Origin of the sequence: Neisseria yangbaofengii (genome assembly GCF_014898075.1) — a bacterium.
Lineage (GTDB): Bacteria > Pseudomonadota > Gammaproteobacteria > Burkholderiales > Neisseriaceae > Neisseria > Neisseria yangbaofengii.
Map to the genome: position 1 here is coordinate 1,086,991 of NZ_CP062976.1, position 16,682 is coordinate 1,103,672.

The following is a 16,682-nucleotide window of genomic DNA, read 5'->3' on the forward strand; positions in this document are numbered from 1 at the left end:
TATATACGTATAGCATAATTCTTAAAGCTGAAATTTTTTTACTAGCTATCGTTTATGATAAAGTAATTTTTATTTGGTTATCTTTGTAAATCAAATATAATACAAATACTTAATATTTTGGGATTGGATGCTTACTGAAAGTGATTCATTAGAAAAAGTTTCAGAAATATTAATATTGGTAAAGAAAGTAAATATTATTGTGGTATTTTAAGTCCCTTTTGTCATTTATTCATACCGTTTGCTTAGTCATAATAAATGTCAATAAAAATATCACTATAATGATATTGCTTACTAAATAGCTTGATTGCTCTAGGCTAAAGTCGGCATTTTTTTATATTTTTGGGAGTGATACAACATGACTTATTATTACGGCGGTTTTTCTTCGGCCAACTACAATTACTGCGCCCCAGCTAAATCATACGGCACCAATGGCTACGGCTACTGCTCACCGACTATATCATACAAAGTGAGCTACAACAACTATTGCGCCCCTTCTTATTCTTATAAATTTTCTTCATTGCTTTCTTTGTTCTGCGCACCGGTTCAACCGACATACAAAGTAGTATGTTATACCTATACTTGTGATTGTGAGCCAATCAAACCAATCGCTCCTAAACCAGAGCCAAAACCTGAACAAAAACCGGAACAAATTCCGGAGCAGCAACCGGAACAAATTCCGGAACAAAAACCAGAACAAATTCCGGAACAAAAACCAGAACAGATTCCGGAGCAACAACCTGAACAGATTCCGGAGCAGCAACCTGAACAGATTCCGGAGCAACAACCTGAACAGATTCCGGAGCAGCAACCTGAACAGATTCCGGAGCAGCAACCTGAACAGATTCCGGAGCAAAAACCTGAACAGATTCCGGAACAGCAGTCTGAGCAATGCCCGGAACCTACTCCTGAGCCACAACCTGAGCCAGAGCAGGAAGATGAGTGTGAAGACTGTGTAGACGACCAAAACCAAGAGAACACTTTTGGTGGCAAAGATACCAATCCGGGTAATGTGATTAATGTTGTTAAACCTGAAGATGGTGCAAGCCATACTGAAGGCACTGCCGGTAAAGATACTATCTATGGTACCGATGGTGAAGATGTCATTTACGGTAAAGATGGTGCCGATGTCATTTACGGTGGCCCGGGTAACGATACCATCAAAGGTGATGATGATGGTGATAGCCTCTATGGCGAGGCCGGTAAAGATTACTTGAATGGCGGTGCGGGTAATGACTACCTGAATGGTGGTGCCGGTGCTGATACTATGCTTGGTGGTGATGGTAATGATGTTTACTTTGTAGACAACAAAGGAGACCAAGTTATTGAATTCTCGAACAATGCTTCAGGTCATGACACTGTTCGCACCGTCATCGATTACACCCTGCCTGAGAACGTTGAAGACCTATACCTGCAAGGTAACGGTGACATCAACGGCACCGGCAATGAGTTGAACAACACCATCAACGGCAATTCAGGCAACAACAAATTGTTCGGTATGGACGGTGATGATTGCTTGGTCGGCAAAGACGGTGACGACTACTTGGATGGCGGTTTAGGTAACGACGTATTGATCGGCGGCTTGGGTAACGACACTTACTTCTTCGATAAAGGTTACTGCTACGATATCATTGAAGACAATGGTGGCGACGATACCTTGGTATTCGGTGAAGGTTTCTGCTCAAAAGACGTAATCTTGTGCCAAAAGGGTGATGACTTGAGTATTACCTTTACCAACAGCACCGACAGCATCTTGGTAGGCGATTGGTTTGTCGGTTCTGACAACCAAATCGAAACCTTCAAGTTCTCTGACGGTACTTCTTACCAAGTCGGCGGTTACGGCACAGGCGCCTTGGCTTTGGAACAGATCCAAGAGCAAACCCAAGCAGCGATTGCTTAATATTGTTTAGCTGATTACGCTTGGAACAGGCCGTCTGAAAGACTTTTGTCTTTCAGACGGCCTTTTATTTGATTACAGGCTGCCTTGTCTCAAGAAATTCAGCTAAAATAACACTTTTGAATCCTGACTGGAAAGACTCTCGACATGGCGGCAATCAGTTTGAAAAATATTTATTCGGGTAAAGTACGTGACTTATATGAAATCGACGACAAACGCATGTTGATGGTGGCTTCCGACCGTTTGTCGGCATTTGATGTGATTTTGGACGACCCGATTCCGGGCAAGGGCGAAATTCTGACGCAGATTTCCAATTTCTGGTTTCAAAAGCTGGCGCATATTATGCCGAACCATTTTACTGGCGATACGGTTGCCGATGTTTTGCCGGAAAACGAAGCCAAAGTATTAGAAAAGCGTGCCGTTGTGGCGAAAAAACTTACGCCGGTGAAAGTTGAAGCGATTGTGCGGGGTTATCTGGCGGGCAGCGGCTGGAAAGATTATCAGAAAACCGGTGCGGTTTGCGGCATCAAATTGCCGGAAGGTATGCAGGAAGCGCAGCAGTTGCCGGAAGTGATTTTTACGCCTTCGACCAAGGCCGAAGTCGGCGATCATGATGAAAACATCAGCTATGAACAATGCGAACAGATTATCGGCAAAGAGCTGGCGGCCGAAGTGCGCGAAAAAGCGATTCAGCTTTACACCGAAGCCGCAGAATACGCCCGTTCGAGAGGAATCATCATCTGCGACACCAAATTTGAATTCGGTTTGGACGAAAACGGTACGCTGACGCTGATGGACGAAGTGCTGACTCCTGATTCGAGCCGTTTCTGGCCGGCCGACCAATATCAGGTCGGCAGCAATCCGCCGTCATTCGACAAGCAGTTTGTGCGGGACTGGCTGGAGCAGAGCGGTTGGAATAAGCAGGCACCTGCGCCGAAAGTGCCGCAGGAAGTCATCGACAAAACCGTTGCCAAATATCGTGAAGCATTGAATTTGCTGACGCAGGCCTAATGCCCGCAGAGGCCGTCTGAAAAATGAAAGTTTGCCGCAACCGCAAAAGTTTGATTTTCAGACGGCCTTGCTGTATGAACCAGTGCATTCCCAATCACACAAACCGATTATTTTATGGCATAATTCCGCTCGTTTGGGCGGCGATGCCGTCTGAAAAATAATTTGATTAACTTTATTGCCGCTGTCTGTCTGAAACCCTAATCATGCGTATTGCCTCGCAGTATCCATGATTAGTGTTTTAGCGGCAGCGGCGGAGAAAGCAAATATGTTTGAAAAACACATTAAAACCTTCCAATACGGCGATCAAACCGTAACCTTGGAAACCGGCGAAATTGCCCGTCAGGCGGCGGCAGCCGTTAAAGTATCCATGGGCGATACCGTGGTGCTGGTTGCCGTAACCACCAACAAAGAAGTGAAAGAAGGCCAAGACTTTTTCCCGCTGACTGTGGACTATCTGGAACGCACCTACGCTGCGGGCAAAATCCCCGGCGGTTTCTTCAAGCGTGAAGGCAAACAGAGCGAAAAAGAAATCCTCACCAGCCGCCTGATTGACCGTCCGATTCGTCCGCTGTTCCCCGAAGGTTTTTACCACGACATTCAAATCGTTGCCATGGTGGTATCGGTTGATCCTGAAATCGATTCCGATATTCCCGCCATGCTGGGTGCTTCGGCAGCATTGGTGTTGAGCGGTGTACCGTTTGCCGGCCCGATTGGTGCTGCCCGTGTCGGTTATGTCAACGACCAATATGTGTTGAACCCGACCAAAGCCCAACTGGCCAAATCCCGTTTGGACTTGGTGGTGGCGGGTACCGAAAAAGCCGTGTTGATGGTGGAATCCGAAGCCGACATTCTGTCTGAAGAAATCATGCTCGGCGCTGTGGTGTACGGTCACGACCAAATGCAGGCCGCCATTCGGGCGATTAACGAATTTGCCGATGCGGTCAATCCTGAAGTGTGGGACTGGAAAGTACCGGAAACCAATGAAGAACTGGTTGCCAAAGTTCGTGAAATCGCCGGTGAAACCATTAAAGAAGCCTTTAAAATCCGTTCCAAACAAGCCCGTTCCGCCAAATTGGACGAAGCATGGGCTGCTGTAAAAGAAGCCTTGATTACCGAAGAAACCGACACTTTGGCGGCCAATGAAATCAAAGGCATTTTCAAACATTTGGAAGCCGATGTGGTTCGCGGCCAGATTTTGGACGGCCAACCCCGTATCGACGGCCGCGACACCCGCACCGTACGCCCGTTGAACATCCAAACCGGCGTATTGCCTCGTACCCACGGCTCGGCATTGTTTACCCGTGGAGAAACCCAAGCCTTGGCGGTAGCTACCTTGGGCACGTCCCGTGACGAACAAATCATCGATGCCTTAAGCGGCGAATATACCGACCGCTTTATGCTGCATTACAACTTCCCGCCGTATTCTACCGGCGAAGTCGGCCGCATGGGTGCACCGAAACGCCGTGAAATCGGTCATGGTCGTTTGGCAAAACGTGCTTTGCTGGCGGTATTGCCTGCGCCGGAAGATTTCAGCTACACCATGCGTGTGGTATCCGAAATCACCGAATCCAACGGTTCGTCTTCCATGGCTTCCGTTTGCGGCGGCTGTTTGAGCCTGCTGTCTGCCGGTGTGCCGTTGAAAGCCCACGTTGCCGGTATCGCCATGGGTCTGATTTTGGACAACAACAAATTCGCCGTGCTGACCGATATTCTGGGTGACGAAGACCACTTGGGCGATATGGACTTTAAAGTAGCGGGTACTACCGAAGGCGTAACCGCCCTGCAAATGGACATCAAAATCCAAGGCATTACCAAAGAAATCATGCAGATTGCGCTGGCTCAGGCCAAAGAAGCCCGCCTGCACATTCTGGCGCAGATGAAAGAAGCCGTTGCCGGTCCGCAAGAACTGTCGGCACACGCCCCACGTCTGTTCACCATGAAAATCAACCAAGACAAAATCCGTGATGTTATCGGCAAAGGCGGCGAAACCATTCGCTCGATTACCGCCGAAACCGGCACGGAAATCAACATCGCCGAAGACGGCACCATCACCATTGCGGCGACCACGCAAGAAGCCGGTGATGCCGCCAAAGCCCGTATCGAGCAGATTACCGCAGAAGTGGAAGTCGGCAAAGTGTACAGCGGCACGGTGGTGAAAATTCTGGACAACAATGTCGGAGCCATCGTATCCGTGATGCCGGGCAAAGACGGCTTGGTACACATCAGCCAAATCGCCCACGAGCGTGTGAAAAACGTCAGCGATTACCTGCAAGTCGGCCAAACCGTTGATGTGAAAGCGTTGGAAGTGGACGACCGAGGCCGTGTCCGCCTGTCTATGAAAGCATTGTTGGAAGCGCCTGCCGCTGAATAACCGCCATTAGTGCAAACGGCTTGATTCTTGTTAACATGAATCAAGCCGTTTTTTATGACGGATATTTTCAGACGGCATAAAATGGGATTGCCGTTTCAAAAGGCCGTCTGAAAGCATATTTCCCACATGGAAAGAAAGGAAAATGATGAGAACCTTATTATAGTGAATCCACTTTAAAATAGTACGGCGTTGGCTCGCCTGGCCGTATATCTATACTGTCTTCGGCTCGCCACCTTGTCCTATTTTTAAAGTGAATCCACTATAAAACCATTACCGCCGCAGCCGTATCGGTGCTGAGAGTGTGTGTGTCGTTTCCGACTCGACCACAACGCATTACACCAATGATCCGAATGTAATCATTATCACCGACAATAACCGGGACGGTCTCAAGCAGCCGCCGTAAACTGCATTACAGGAAAAAATCCGCGGTTTGAATAATCAGATGGTGGTGAACGATATTTGCAAGGTTGGAGCCGATCGCCGAACGGTGGTGAATGATCGCGAATATGTGGCTTTGAATTTCCATGATGCCAACGGCCGTATTTTCCACGCGTGTGCGTCGGCTTCGCAAATCACTGAGGCGCAAATCCAGCAATTCAAAAAGGTTAAAGGCACAACCTTTATTGTCGTCATTCCGGTATCTGACCGCTAAAATGTTCATATGTTCCAACGCATTAGTGATATGCGTATTTAAATTACAGAGTAGCAAAGGCCGTCTGAAAACTTAAGGTTCAGACGGCCTGTTCAATTAGTGCTTAAAATTTCAATACTTGGCCATTGTCCGGCACATGCACGCGTGAGCCTAAGCGGTTGGCTTTCACATATTTGCGCATATCATCGCTGCTGATAGTGCCATGGTTTACCGCATCCATATGCACGGTGATGATGTCTGCATTCGGTGCCGCGCGGTAGGCTTTGCCTACATCTTCAGTACCCATGATGATGCCTTCTTTAAATTGCGGCATACGCGCAAATCCGGTGTTCATCACGATGATTTCAGGCTTGTACTGTGCCAAAGCGTGGTCAACATGGTAGTTCCATAAGGTATCACCCGCGACATACAAGGTTTTCTCGCCTTGGGTTTGGAACACGACACCCATCGCATCGCCCAGCATTTCAGCCAATTGCGGATTGGCATACATTTCATCGCTACCGTGTTGGCCGCCGGTTTTGCTCAAACGCACGTTTTTAAATTCGGTGTTTTGACCGACCACACGCACGTCTTTAAAGCCTTGCGCACGGATAATTTTGGCATCGCCGGCGTTTTGTACGAAAACCGGCAAATCTTTCGGCAGCACTTTTTGCGCCGCTTCGTCCCAATGGTCGTCATGGGTGTGGGTCACGACAATCGCGTCCACGCCTTTGATGATATCGGCAACAGGTTGCGCTAATTCAGTCAGCGGATGGCGCAATCGGCTATTTACTGTGCCTGCAAAACCGGCATATGCACCTTTAGGCGCAAGATACGGATCAACCAAAAAAGTGGTGCCGCCGTAATTGATTTTGGCGGTGGCGTTTCGGATATGCTGATAGCTTACTTCGGCCATGGCAGGCGCGGCGGCCAGCAGGGTGGAAGCGGCCGATACGGCGGCAAACAGGATATTCGATTTCATGATTTTTCCTTCGTTCAGATGATTGAATCCATTGTACGCAGCATAAGGCCGTCTGAAAATTGACATTCAGTTCAAAAAACATAACAATCGGGTCAATTCCAACCAAAGAATCTCATCATGCTGACCATCGCCTTGCTGCTTTATCCCGAAGTCAACCCGTTTCATTTTTCCGTGCCGTATATGGCGTTTCAAGATGGGGTAGAAAACGGTTTGTTTGACGTGAAAATCGTCACGCCCACCGGCAAGCCGTTGCGCAATCAGATTATGCAGCCGCCTATCGATGGCGGTTTGGACTTGATGGCGCAATGCGATATTTTGATAGTACCGGGCTGGAAAGACGAAAAAACGCAGCCTGCACCCGAATTAATCAGTGTGCTTCAGACGGCATATCGGCGCGGCGCATATATTGTCGGCCTGTGTTACGGTGCGTATGCCTTGGCTTACGCCGGTTTGCTTGACGGCAAAAAAGCGGCCACGCATTGGAAGGGTGAGGCTGATTTCAGCCGCCGCTTCCCTGAAGTGAAATTGGACGTGAACTCGATTTATGTAGAAGACGGCAACATCATCACCTCTGCCGGAACCGCCGCCGCATTGGATTGCTGTTTACACATTATCCGTAAGTTTTACGGTGCGAAAGCGGCCAACAAAACCGCGCGTTTGCTGGTGGTGCCGCCGCATCGCGAGGGTGGACAGGCGCAGTTTATCGAGCGGCCATTGGCACAATCCACCAAAGACACGCAAATCAATGCGCTGCTGGATTATTTGCGCGACCATCTGCATGAGCCGCAAAATATTGATGAAGCCGCCCGACGCGTTTCCATGAGCCGAAGCACTTTCACCCGCCATTTCAAAAAAGCCACCGGCATGACATTTCTCGAATGGTTGCACAAAGAGCGCCTGCAGCGCAGCTTGGATTTATTGGAAAATTCTGGTTTTAGCGTTGGGCAGATTGCAGAGAAAACCGGTTTTCAGAATGAGGTGTCGTTTAGGCAGCAGTTTTTCAAATATTATCAAGTGAATCCGCATGTTTGGCGGAAAATGTTTCGCAATGCGGAATAGAATTGAAACAGGCCGTCTGAAAATCATTAGTTTTCAGACGGCCTGTTACTTCATGTCGGTTTAACCCAAAATCATCGGTGCAAAGCGGCTGATGGTGTCGCGCAATACAATCAGTTTGCCGTGGAAAAAGTGAGTAGATCCGGCAATGGCAATCACCGGAATATCTTGCGGCTCCGCCCATGCCAAGGCTTTTTCGATTTCGACTACTTCATCTTCCGCACCATGAATGATTAAGGTCTTGTTCGGATCCGGTGCTGCTTCAGGTTCGGGGCGGTCGGTGTAGTGGCGTAAGGCGGCACCCATCAGCAACAGCATATCCGGTTCGCGCTCTTGCGCGGCGAAGTTGGCGACGTAACCGCCGAACGAGAAACCGGCTAACACGAATTTTCCCAATTCGGGATGTTGCGCGTGGGCGTAGTCGATAACGCAGATGCAATCATCGGTTTCGCCTTGACCGTAATCGTGTTCGCCATCACTGTTGCCCACGCCGCGCAGGTTGGGCAGGTAGCAGTGAAAACCAAGCTGGGTCAGGGCTTTGGCGGCGGTTTGAATCACTTTATTGGTGTTGGTGCCGCCTTGCAGCGGGTTGGGGTGGTTGACTACCGCCACGCCGCGTGCTGTGCCTTGGGCGGGCAGGTAAATGGTTTCGAGTGCACCGGCCGGGCCTTGGATGGCGATAACTTCGGGTTTCAACATCATGATTTCCTTTTGATGGATGGTGAGGCCGTCTGAAAATATTCAGACGGCCTTCCCGTTATAAATAAAAATGTTTGCCGTTATTCTGATTATGGGCTTTTAAGTCAGCCAGCATACGTTTGAAATTCAAGCCGTATAAGTTGCTGAGTTTGTCGGCGCGTTTTTTCAGGTTGTCGAGATTTTGCTCTTTCGGGCTGCTTTGAAATGCCATTACCGCCATGTTGCCGTGACTTTCGGCCGGCAATTCCAACACGCGCCCGTCAAACACTTTCAGCAAACGCTCGACAAAACGCTGATAACGCTTGTCGCCGCTCCACCAGTTGGTCACAAACACGCCTTCGGGCGACAGCGCTTGACGGCAGTTTTCAAAAAACGGTTCGCACACCAAATCATCGATAATCTGTTCACCGTCGAAACCGTCGACCAAAATCACGTCGGTATTATGGCGAAACACCTTAATATATTCTGCACCATCGGCTTCCACGATTTCAAACTTTTCCCCCTCAAACGGCAATTCAAACAAACTGCGTGCCACGGCAATCACTTGCGGATTAATGTCGACGGCAGTTTGCTTGGTGTCGGGCAGATAGGTGTCAATCCAGCGGGCAAACGAGCCGCCGCCCAAGCCGATTTGGGTGATGTGGCGCGGTGTGTTTTCGGCAAACAGAAGCCAGCCCATCATGACGCGGCTGTACGACAAAACCAACTCGGCAGGGTGATCCAGATTCATCGAGCTTTGGATTGTCGGGCTGCCCAAATGCAGCGAGCGGATATTACCTTCTTCAGAAATGCCGACTTCGGGCAAATGCGCTTGCGGCGCGCGCAAGCGGCGGTAGGGATGTTGTGCCATGGGAAATCGTGAAATATTGGGAAAGTCCGCTATTTTAACAGATTTTGCGGCCTTTTTCAGACGGCATGTTGCAGAATGATTGGCCTTATGGATTTCCATCATGTCATTTGCGTGAAATGTAGGAAAGTATATTCAATTTAAAATCAAAGATTTTGTGTGCCGGTAGATTTTTTTCGCAGCAAAGACCTTGTCAATGGCGAGGCTTAAAGGCATAATGCTGTCTTTCTTAGCCGGTATAGCTCAGTTGGTAGAGCACCTGACTTGTAATCAGGGGGTCCCGAGTTCGACTCTTGGTGCCGGCACCAGTTTAAAACTGTATCGCTTTTATGCAGCCAGTTAAGCCGGTATAGCTCAGTTGGTAGAGCACCTGACTTGTAATCAGGGGGTCCCGAGTTCGACTCTTGGTGCCGGCACCAAAATAAAACAGCTTAATCATGAATGTGGTTAAGCTGTTTTTTATTTCCCGGCGCATACCATATTTAATACGAAAGCCTTATAATGGCCTCGTTTTAATCTACATAAGGCCGTCTGAACAAGGCGGGAAAGCCAAACGACATGATTACTGTGAACACATTGCAAAAAATGAAAGCCGAAGGCAGTAAAATCGCCATGCTTACCGCTTACGAAGCAAGTTTTGCCGCGTTGATGGACGAAGCGGGTGTAGATGTTTTGTTGGTGGGTGATTCCTTGGGCATGACTGTGCAGGGGCGTACATCCACGCTGCCGGTAAGTTTGCACGATATGTGTTACCACACCGAAGCCGTGGCGCGCGGTACGAAAAATGCCATGATTGTGAGTGATTTGCCTTTTGGTGCGTATCAGCAAAGCAAAGAGCAAGCCTTTGCTGCTGCGGCGGAATTGATGGCCGCCGGTGCGCACATGGTAAAACTGGAAGGCGGCGTATGGATGGCGGAAACCACTGAATTTCTGCAAATGCGCGGTATTCCCGTGTGTGCGCATATCGGTTTGACACCGCAATCGGTGTTTGCATTCGGCGGCTATAAAGTCCAAGGGCGCGGCGATAAGGCGCGGGCTTTGTTGAACGATGCCAAAGCACATGATGAAGCAGGTGCGGCAATTGTGCTGATGGAATGCGTGCCGGCGCAATTGGCCAAACAAGTGACCGAAGGCGTGGCTTGCCCAACCATCGGGATTGGCGCAGGCGTGGATTGCGACGGTCAGGTTTTGGTGATGCACGATATGCTGGGCGTGTTTCCGGGAAAAACGGCCAAGTTTGTGAAGAACTTTATGCAGGGCAAAGACAGCGTGCAAGCGGCTGTAAAAGCCTATGTCGATGAAGTGAAAGCGCAAACCTTCCCCGCACCCGAACATACCTTTGCTGATTAATCAGTAAATAAAAAATAAACATGCCGTCCGAAAACCTATTATTTCAGACGGTATGTTCGTTTTTATCGTCTGGATTTGGTTATCGTCGGGGCTAAGCGTATAATTAGGCCGTTATTTTCAGACGGCCTTGCCGTCTCTAAGGATTATTCGAATTATGCAAATCATTCATACCATTAAAGAATTGCGCGAATGGCGCAAACAGGCCGGCAAAGTGGCGTTTGTGCCGACCATGGGCAATCTGCACGAAGGTCATCTGGCTTTGGTGCGCGAAGCGAAAAAACGAGCCGATAATGTGGTGGTCAGTATTTTTGTGAACCGTCTTCAGTTTGGTCAGGGCGAAGATTTTGATAAATACCCGCGCACTTTGCAGCAAGATGCCGATAAATTGGCCAATGAAGGCGTGGCAGTGGTGTTCGCGCCGGATGAAAAAGAGCTGTATCCCAATGTCGAGCAGCGTTACAACGTCGAGCCTCCGCATCTGCAAAACGAATTATGCGGCAAATTCCGCCCCGGTCATTTCCGCGGTGTGGCAACGGTGGTGGGCAAATTATTTAATATTGTCGAAGCAGATGTGGCTTGTTTCGGTAAGAAAGATTATCAGCAATGGGCGATTATTAAAGGTTTTGTCGAAGACTTAAACTTTAATATTGAAATTGTGCCGGTCAACACAGGCCGTGCTGCCGACGGCTTGGCTTTATCGAGCCGCAATCAATATTTAAGCGAAACCGAGCGTACCGAAGCGCCGCGTTTATACCGTGAATTACAAGCCGCTGCGGCGCAATTGCAGGCCGGTAATGTTGCATATACGCAAATCGAGCAAACGGCAATAGAAAACTTAAATCAAGCCGGTTGGGCGGTGGATTATGTTGAAATCCGCCAAGCGGAAAGCCTGGAAGTAGCGCGTGTGGGTGACAAACATTTAGTGGTATTGGCAGCGGCCCGATTGGGCAGCACACGTTTGATTGATAATTTAGAAGTTTCATTAGATTTGTAAATATATTTATAGTTATAATAAAGGCCGTTTGAATATGTTTAGGCGGTCTTTTTTATGGCCAATGGAAACTTTTATTTATTTTAGGTTATAATATTGGCATAAAAGCAGTTTTATTATCTCTGAGCATCATAAAAATAAGCGAAACGTACTCACGATAGAATAAAAAAGGAGACGCTATGGGAATGCTGGCAACTTTATTGATTCTTGTCTTATTGGCCGGCGTGGTCATTATCTGCCAGCAGAAATTAACCGCCGGAAAACAAGACTATCAAGAATCCTTCATGGCCTTAAAAATCGCCTTATCGTGCCGCCATCAGGCTGCCAAACATGTTTTGGACGCATCCCAACTTTATCTGCTCAATGCCGCCGATTTAAACGAAAATCTAACCAAAGCCTGCCGGGAAGCCGAGCAGGTATTGTCACAAGCAGCACGATCGGTGTCGGACGAATCATTAAGCACACTAAGCAAAGCCGAGAATAAACTCACCACTTTACTGCGCCGTTTGCAAAATCATTTACGCGACGAATTGAAGCACCGCGAAGATGCCCGCTTGAGCAACCAACTTGAAATGCTGGAAGCGGCAGAAAGCGATGTCTTGCATTCGCGCCGTGCCTATAACCGTTCGGCAGAGCGTTACAATCACTTATTACGCAAATTGCCGATGTCGGTGTGTGCTTATGTGTTGGGACACAAAAACTGCGTCGGTTTGATCAAATTTGAAGACAACAATGCCGCGCAGATGAGCAAGCATTTAATGGTTTAAAAGTTTCTGTACAGGGCCGTCTGAAACAAAATATCGGAATATTTTGTTTCAGACGGCCTTTGTTATATGTTTTAGTTATAAATGATAGCAGAAAGCATTCTTTGTATTTGCAGGCAGTATCCATTAAAATAAGCGCTTTAAAGATACACACAGGAATCAAGCGATGTTGAAAAAATTCTTATTGGGCAGCATGACTGCTTTGGTATTGGCCGCTTGCGGCGGCAGCGAAGGCGGCTCTACTGCTTCAGGTGCGGTATCCGCGGCCAAGACTTCGGGGTCTTTGATTGAACGTATCAATAATAAAGGTACCATCACTGTCGGTACCGAAGGCACTTACGCGCCGTTCACCTATCACGACAAATCCGGCAAACTGACCGGCTACGATGTTGAAGTGACCCGCGCCGTGGCTGAAAAATTGGGCGTAACGGTTGAATTTAAAGAAACTCAATGGGATGCCATGATGGCCGGCTTGAAAGCAGGCCGTTTTGACGTGGTGGCCAACCAAGTTGCCTTGACCAGCCCCGAACGCCAAGCGACTTTCGACAAATCCGAGCCGTACAGTTGGAGCGGCCCGGTTTTGGTGGCGCGCAACGACAGCGCCATCAAGTCAGTTGAAGAAATTGCCGGTAAAAAAGCCGCTCAATCTTTAACCAGCAACTATGGCGAACGCGCCACTGCGGCCAAAGCCGAAATCGTACCGGTTGACGGTTTGGCGCAATCTTTGATGTTGATTGAGCAAAAACGTGCTGAAGTGACACTGAATGATGAATTGGCGGTATTGGATTATCTGCAAAAAAATCCGAATGCCGGTGTGAAAATCGTATGGGCTGCTCCTGCTGATGAAAAAATAGGTGCCGGTTTGATTGTCAACAAAGGCAATGATGAAGCCGTAGCCAAATTCAGCGAAGCAATGAAAGAATTGCAGGCAGACGGTACTTTGAAAAAACTGGGCGAACAATTCTTCGGAAAAGACATCAGTGTTAAATAATTTACTGGCTTCGCTGCCGTTTATGACCGAGACACGCGCTGATTTGGTAATCAGCGCGTTTTGGCCCATGGTCAAGGCCGGATTTCTGGTATCCATGCCGCTGGCGATTGCTTCGTTTATCATCGGTATGGTGATTGCCATCATCGTGGCGGTGATTCGTGTGATGCCGTCTGAAAGCTGGCTGCACAAAGTTTTATTGGCTGTGGTGAAATTTTATGTTTCCGCTATTCGCGGCACGCCGATGCTGATTCAACTGGCGGTGGTGTTTTACGGTTTACCGGCGGTAGGGATTTACATTGATCCGATTCCGGCGGCAATTATCGGCTTTTCGCTGAATGTCGGCGCGTATGCTTCCGAGACCATCCGTGCGGCGATTTTGTCGGTGCACAAAGGCCAATGGGAAGCCGGTTTTTCCATCGGTATGACCTATATGCAGACGTTCCGCCGCATTATTGCGCCACAGGCTTTCCGCGTATCCGTGCCGCCTTTGAGCAATGAATTCATCAGCTTATTCAAAAGCACATCGTTGGCTTCGTTTGTAACGGTAACGGAATTGTTCCGCACCGCATCCGAAGCGGCTAACCGCGCCTATGATTTTTTACCGGTATATATCGAAGCGGGCTTGGTGTATTGGTGCTTCTGCTGGGTATTATTCCTGATTCAAGCGAAAATTGAAAAACGCTTCGACCGCCATGTGGCTAAGTAAGGGAAAAAGATGATTAAAATCCGTAACATCCACAAAACATTCGGCGACAACACCATTTTGCGCGGTATTGATTTGGATGTGAACAAAGGCCAAGTAGTGGTGATTTTGGGGCCTTCGGGTTCGGGTAAAACCACATTTTTACGCTGCTTGAACGCTTTGGAAATGCCCGAGCAAGGGCAAATCGAATTCGACAATGCCGCACCTTTAAAAATTGATTTTGCCCGGAAGCCGAGCAAAGCCGAAATTTTGGCCTTACGCCGTAAATCGGGCATGGTGTTTCAGCAATACAATCTTTTCCCGCACAAAACCGCTTTGGAAAATGTGATGGAAGGGCCGGTATCGGTGCAGGGCAAAGCCAAGAACGAAGCGCATGCCGCTGCTTTGGCCTTGCTGGAAAAAGTAGGCTTGGGCGATAAGGTGGATTTGTATCCGTATCAATTGTCGGGCGGCCAGCAGCAGCGTGTCGGCATTGCCCGCGCCTTGGCAATTCAGCCGGAATTGATGCTGTTTGACGAACCGACTTCCGCACTCGACCCGGAATTGGTACAAGATGTGTTGAACACCATGAAAGAGTTGGCGCAGGAAGGCTGGACGATGGTGGTCGTGACCCACGAAATCAAGTTTGCCATGGAAGTGGCCGATATTGTGGTGGTGATGGACGGCGGCGTGATTGTCGAACAGGGCGCGCCGGAAGTGTTGTTTGACAATCCGCAACACGAACGCACCCGCCGCTTCTTGCAGCAAATCCGTGCGCCGCATTGATGATTTTTGTCGGGCCGTCTGAAACTGATATTCAGACGGCCTTTATGAATTTCAATCAAACGAATGCATGAATTTTTCATATCTTTTTGACTTCAGGTCATTAATGAATTCATTTATACTTGCCGACAGATAAACTTAATCTAAGGAAACCTACCATGAGCAAAACCTTACCTTTGCGTGCCGATACTGTCGGCAGCTACCTGCGTACTGAAAACCTGAAAAAAGCCCGCGCCGAATTTGCAGAGGGCAAAATCAGCCGCGAAGAGTTGACTCGCGTGGAAGACCAAGAAATCGCCAAATTGGTGCAAGACCAATTGGATGCGGGCATTCAAGTGATTACCGACGGCGAATTCCGCCGCTCATGGTGGCATATCGACTTTTTGGAAAACCTCAATGGCATTGAAGGCTTTGTGCCGGAGCAGGCTTATGCGTTCAAAGACACCGAAGTGCGCAAGTACAATACGCGCTGCAACGGCAAATTGTCTTGGAACGAAAACCATCCGTTTATCGCCCATTACAAAGCCTTGGCCGAAATCGTCGGCGACCGCGGCATTGTGAAATACACCATTCCAAGCCCGAACCAATTGATGTATCCGTTTATCTGGGATACCGGCGTGTATGAAAGCAAAGCCGCATTCTGCGAAGACGTACGCCAAACTTATAAAGACGCAATCAAAGCGTTTTACGATGCCGGCTGCCGTTATCTGCAAATCGATGACGTGTATTGGGGCACCTTGTGTAACAATTTCAGCAACCCTGAATTTGATTTTGAAGCCAGCAAACAATTTGCCTTGGAAAACATCCAAGCAATTTTGGCCGGCAAACCGGCCGATATGACCATCACCACCCATGTTTGCCGTGGTAACTACAAATCGTCTTATTTGTTGACCGGTGCTTACGATCCGGTAGCGCCCGAATTGTTCGGCCAAACCGCTTACGACGGCTATTTCTTGGAATACGACAACGAGCGTTCGGGCGGTTTTGAGCCGTTGAAATACTTCAACGACAATCCGCACAAAGGCCGCATTGTGTTGGGTTTGGTGACTTCCAAATTCCCTGAATTGGAAAGCAAAGAAGCAATCAAAGCACGCATCGCCGAAGCTGCGAAAATCGTGCCGCTCGAGCAATTGGCCTTGTCCCCGCAATGCGGTTTTGCTTCAACCGAAGAGGGCAACATCATGACCGAAGCCGAGCAATGGTCTAAAGTGCGCTTGGTGGAAGAAATCGCCGCCGAAGTATGGGGCGAAGATTAAGGTTAAACAATAAACAAGGCCGTCTGAAACATTGGGTTTCAGACGGCCTTGTTTGTATTTTCAGACGGCCTATCGAATCACGCTATTCCAATCTCGTTTAAAATATAGTGGATTCACTATAGTTGACTAAAATCTGATTATTCAAACATTCGTTCCACATCGCGCCGCATCCATAGCGGGCGGGAAGTGAAACATTGCCGCGGTGGTTTCGGCATTGAGAAAACGCGTCGGCACATCATGGCGTTGCGGAATCGGAAAATCATTGTCCGCCGCCGCCGACACAAAGCCCCATTCGCCAAAAGAAGGCACATACCGGCCCTTGAAGAAGCGGCGTATTGGGGGAGCGAAGCGGCAAAGAAGGTATTGGCTTAAAG

At 48.7% G+C, this 16,682-nt stretch carries 16 protein-coding genes, 2 tRNA genes and 1 pseudogene; 15 read left to right on the forward strand and 4 right to left on the reverse strand.

Annotated features, from left to right (window positions below; genetic code table 11):
- Nucleotides 1–355: 355 nt before the first annotated feature.
- From H4O27_RS13350 to H4O27_RS05215, 5 genes are all read left to right on the forward strand, one after another.
- Nucleotides 356–1,897, forward strand: a complete 1,542-nt coding sequence (locus tag H4O27_RS13350) for a calcium-binding protein (RefSeq protein ID WP_165008082.1) — start codon at nucleotides 356–358, stop codon at nucleotides 1,895–1,897.
- A 144-nt stretch (nucleotides 1,898–2,041) separates the two neighbouring features.
- Complete coding sequence (locus H4O27_RS05205; RefSeq protein ID WP_165008084.1) at nucleotides 2,042–2,905, forward strand: phosphoribosylaminoimidazolesuccinocarboxamide synthase; 864 nt, start codon at nucleotides 2,042–2,044, stop codon at nucleotides 2,903–2,905.
- 31 nt (nucleotides 2,906–2,936) lie between these two features.
- On the forward strand, nucleotides 2,937–3,059 hold the full coding sequence (locus H4O27_RS13355) for a hypothetical protein (protein ID WP_255464527.1): 123 nt from the start codon (nucleotides 2,937–2,939) through the stop codon (nucleotides 3,057–3,059).
- A 111-nt stretch (nucleotides 3,060–3,170) separates the two neighbouring features.
- Nucleotides 3,171–5,276: a polyribonucleotide nucleotidyltransferase gene (gene pnp / locus H4O27_RS05210; RefSeq protein WP_165008191.1), complete on the forward strand. Its 2,106-nt coding sequence runs from the start codon at nucleotides 3,171–3,173 to the stop codon at nucleotides 5,274–5,276.
- Nucleotides 5,277–5,706: 430 nt separating this feature from the next.
- On the forward strand, nucleotides 5,707–5,928 hold the full coding sequence (locus H4O27_RS05215; protein ID WP_165008086.1) for a hypothetical protein: 222 nt from the start codon (nucleotides 5,707–5,709) through the stop codon (nucleotides 5,926–5,928).
- 103 nt (nucleotides 5,929–6,031) lie between these two features.
- Here H4O27_RS05215 and H4O27_RS05220 read toward each other — a convergent pair whose 3' ends face one another.
- The gene (locus H4O27_RS05220) at nucleotides 6,032–6,889 is read right to left on the reverse strand and encodes an MBL fold metallo-hydrolase (protein ID WP_165008088.1); all 858 of its coding nucleotides are present in this window, start codon (nucleotides 6,887–6,889) and stop codon (nucleotides 6,032–6,034) included.
- A 117-nt stretch (nucleotides 6,890–7,006) separates the two neighbouring features.
- Here H4O27_RS05220 and H4O27_RS05225 point away from each other — a divergent pair, with 117 nt between their 5' ends.
- Nucleotides 7,007–7,948: a GlxA family transcriptional regulator gene (locus H4O27_RS05225; RefSeq protein ID WP_165008090.1), complete on the forward strand. Its 942-nt coding sequence runs from the start codon at nucleotides 7,007–7,009 to the stop codon at nucleotides 7,946–7,948.
- Between the two features lie 60 nt (nucleotides 7,949–8,008).
- On the opposite strand, the gene H4O27_RS05230 is transcribed toward H4O27_RS05225, so the two are convergent.
- Nucleotides 8,009–8,644: an alpha/beta hydrolase gene (locus H4O27_RS05230; RefSeq protein ID WP_165008193.1), complete on the reverse strand. Its 636-nt coding sequence runs from the start codon at nucleotides 8,642–8,644 to the stop codon at nucleotides 8,009–8,011.
- Nucleotides 8,645–8,702: 58 nt separating this feature from the next.
- A complete protein-coding gene (locus H4O27_RS05235; protein WP_165008092.1) occupies nucleotides 8,703–9,494 on the reverse strand; it encodes a polyamine aminopropyltransferase in 792 nt (263 codons plus the stop codon).
- A gap of 229 nt (nucleotides 9,495–9,723) precedes the next feature.
- Between H4O27_RS05235 and H4O27_RS05240 the strand changes: the two genes are divergently transcribed.
- The 9 genes from H4O27_RS05240 (at nucleotide 9,724) to H4O27_RS05280 (ending at nucleotide 16,308) form a co-directional block, all read left to right on the forward strand.
- A tRNA-Thr gene (locus H4O27_RS05240) sits at nucleotides 9,724–9,799 on the forward strand.
- A 35-nt stretch (nucleotides 9,800–9,834) separates the two neighbouring features.
- Nucleotides 9,835–9,910 (forward strand) — tRNA-Thr (locus tag H4O27_RS05245).
- A 139-nt stretch (nucleotides 9,911–10,049) separates the two neighbouring features.
- Complete coding sequence (gene panB / locus H4O27_RS05250; RefSeq protein ID WP_165008094.1) at nucleotides 10,050–10,841, forward strand: 3-methyl-2-oxobutanoate hydroxymethyltransferase; 792 nt, start codon at nucleotides 10,050–10,052, stop codon at nucleotides 10,839–10,841.
- Nucleotides 10,842–10,995: 154 nt separating this feature from the next.
- Entirely contained in the window at nucleotides 10,996–11,835 is an 840-nt protein-coding gene (gene panC, locus H4O27_RS05255) for a pantoate--beta-alanine ligase (RefSeq protein WP_165008097.1), read from the forward strand.
- Between the two features lie 182 nt (nucleotides 11,836–12,017).
- On the forward strand, nucleotides 12,018–12,599 hold the full coding sequence (locus H4O27_RS05260; protein WP_226883442.1) for a LemA family protein: 582 nt from the start codon (nucleotides 12,018–12,020) through the stop codon (nucleotides 12,597–12,599).
- A gap of 163 nt (nucleotides 12,600–12,762) precedes the next feature.
- The gene (locus H4O27_RS05265) at nucleotides 12,763–13,587 is read left to right on the forward strand and encodes an amino acid ABC transporter substrate-binding protein (RefSeq protein WP_165008100.1); all 825 of its coding nucleotides are present in this window, start codon (nucleotides 12,763–12,765) and stop codon (nucleotides 13,585–13,587) included.
- Nucleotides 13,577–14,293: an amino acid ABC transporter permease gene (locus H4O27_RS05270; protein WP_165008102.1), complete on the forward strand. Its 717-nt coding sequence runs from the start codon at nucleotides 13,577–13,579 to the stop codon at nucleotides 14,291–14,293. The genes H4O27_RS05265 and H4O27_RS05270 overlap by 11 nt, the downstream gene beginning before the upstream one ends.
- Before the next feature lie 9 nt (nucleotides 14,294–14,302).
- A complete protein-coding gene (locus H4O27_RS05275) occupies nucleotides 14,303–15,055 on the forward strand; it encodes an amino acid ABC transporter ATP-binding protein (protein ID WP_165008105.1) in 753 nt (250 codons plus the stop codon).
- Nucleotides 15,056–15,210: 155 nt separating this feature from the next.
- Nucleotides 15,211–16,308: a 5-methyltetrahydropteroyltriglutamate--homocysteine S-methyltransferase gene (locus H4O27_RS05280; RefSeq protein WP_165008107.1), complete on the forward strand. Its 1,098-nt coding sequence runs from the start codon at nucleotides 15,211–15,213 to the stop codon at nucleotides 16,306–16,308.
- A gap of 97 nt (nucleotides 16,309–16,405) precedes the next feature.
- On the opposite strand, the pseudogene H4O27_RS05285 reads toward H4O27_RS05280, so the two are convergent.
- A pseudogene (locus H4O27_RS05285) lies at nucleotides 16,406–16,620 on the reverse strand (polyamine aminopropyltransferase); the annotation flags it as partial.
- Nucleotides 16,621–16,682 lie beyond the last annotated feature (62 nt).

Coding starts and splice junctions, on each gene's coding strand:
- H4O27_RS05275 (WP_165008105.1), top strand. CDS start 14,303: ATGATTAAAATCCGTAACATCCACAAAACATTCGGCGACAACACCATT.
- H4O27_RS05230 (WP_165008193.1), bottom strand. CDS start 8,644: ATGTTGAAACCCGAAGTTATCGCCATCCAAGGCCCGGCCGGTGCACTC.
- H4O27_RS05205 (WP_165008084.1), top strand. CDS start 2,042: ATGGCGGCAATCAGTTTGAAAAATATTTATTCGGGTAAAGTACGTGAC.
- panC (WP_165008097.1), top strand. CDS start 10,996: ATGCAAATCATTCATACCATTAAAGAATTGCGCGAATGGCGCAAACAG.
- H4O27_RS05260 (WP_226883442.1), top strand. CDS start 12,018: ATGCTGGCAACTTTATTGATTCTTGTCTTATTGGCCGGCGTGGTCATT.
- H4O27_RS05280 (WP_165008107.1), top strand. CDS start 15,211: ATGAGCAAAACCTTACCTTTGCGTGCCGATACTGTCGGCAGCTACCTG.
- H4O27_RS13350 (WP_165008082.1), top strand. CDS start 356: ATGACTTATTATTACGGCGGTTTTTCTTCGGCCAACTACAATTACTGC.
- H4O27_RS05265 (WP_165008100.1), top strand. CDS start 12,763: ATGTTGAAAAAATTCTTATTGGGCAGCATGACTGCTTTGGTATTGGCC.
- H4O27_RS05220 (WP_165008088.1), bottom strand. CDS start 6,889: ATGAAATCGAATATCCTGTTTGCCGCCGTATCGGCCGCTTCCACCCTG.
- H4O27_RS05235 (WP_165008092.1), bottom strand. CDS start 9,494: ATGGCACAACATCCCTACCGCCGCTTGCGCGCGCCGCAAGCGCATTTG.
- pnp (WP_165008191.1), top strand. CDS start 3,171: ATGTTTGAAAAACACATTAAAACCTTCCAATACGGCGATCAAACCGTA.
- H4O27_RS05225 (WP_165008090.1), top strand. CDS start 7,007: ATGCTGACCATCGCCTTGCTGCTTTATCCCGAAGTCAACCCGTTTCAT.
- panB (WP_165008094.1), top strand. CDS start 10,050: ATGATTACTGTGAACACATTGCAAAAAATGAAAGCCGAAGGCAGTAAA.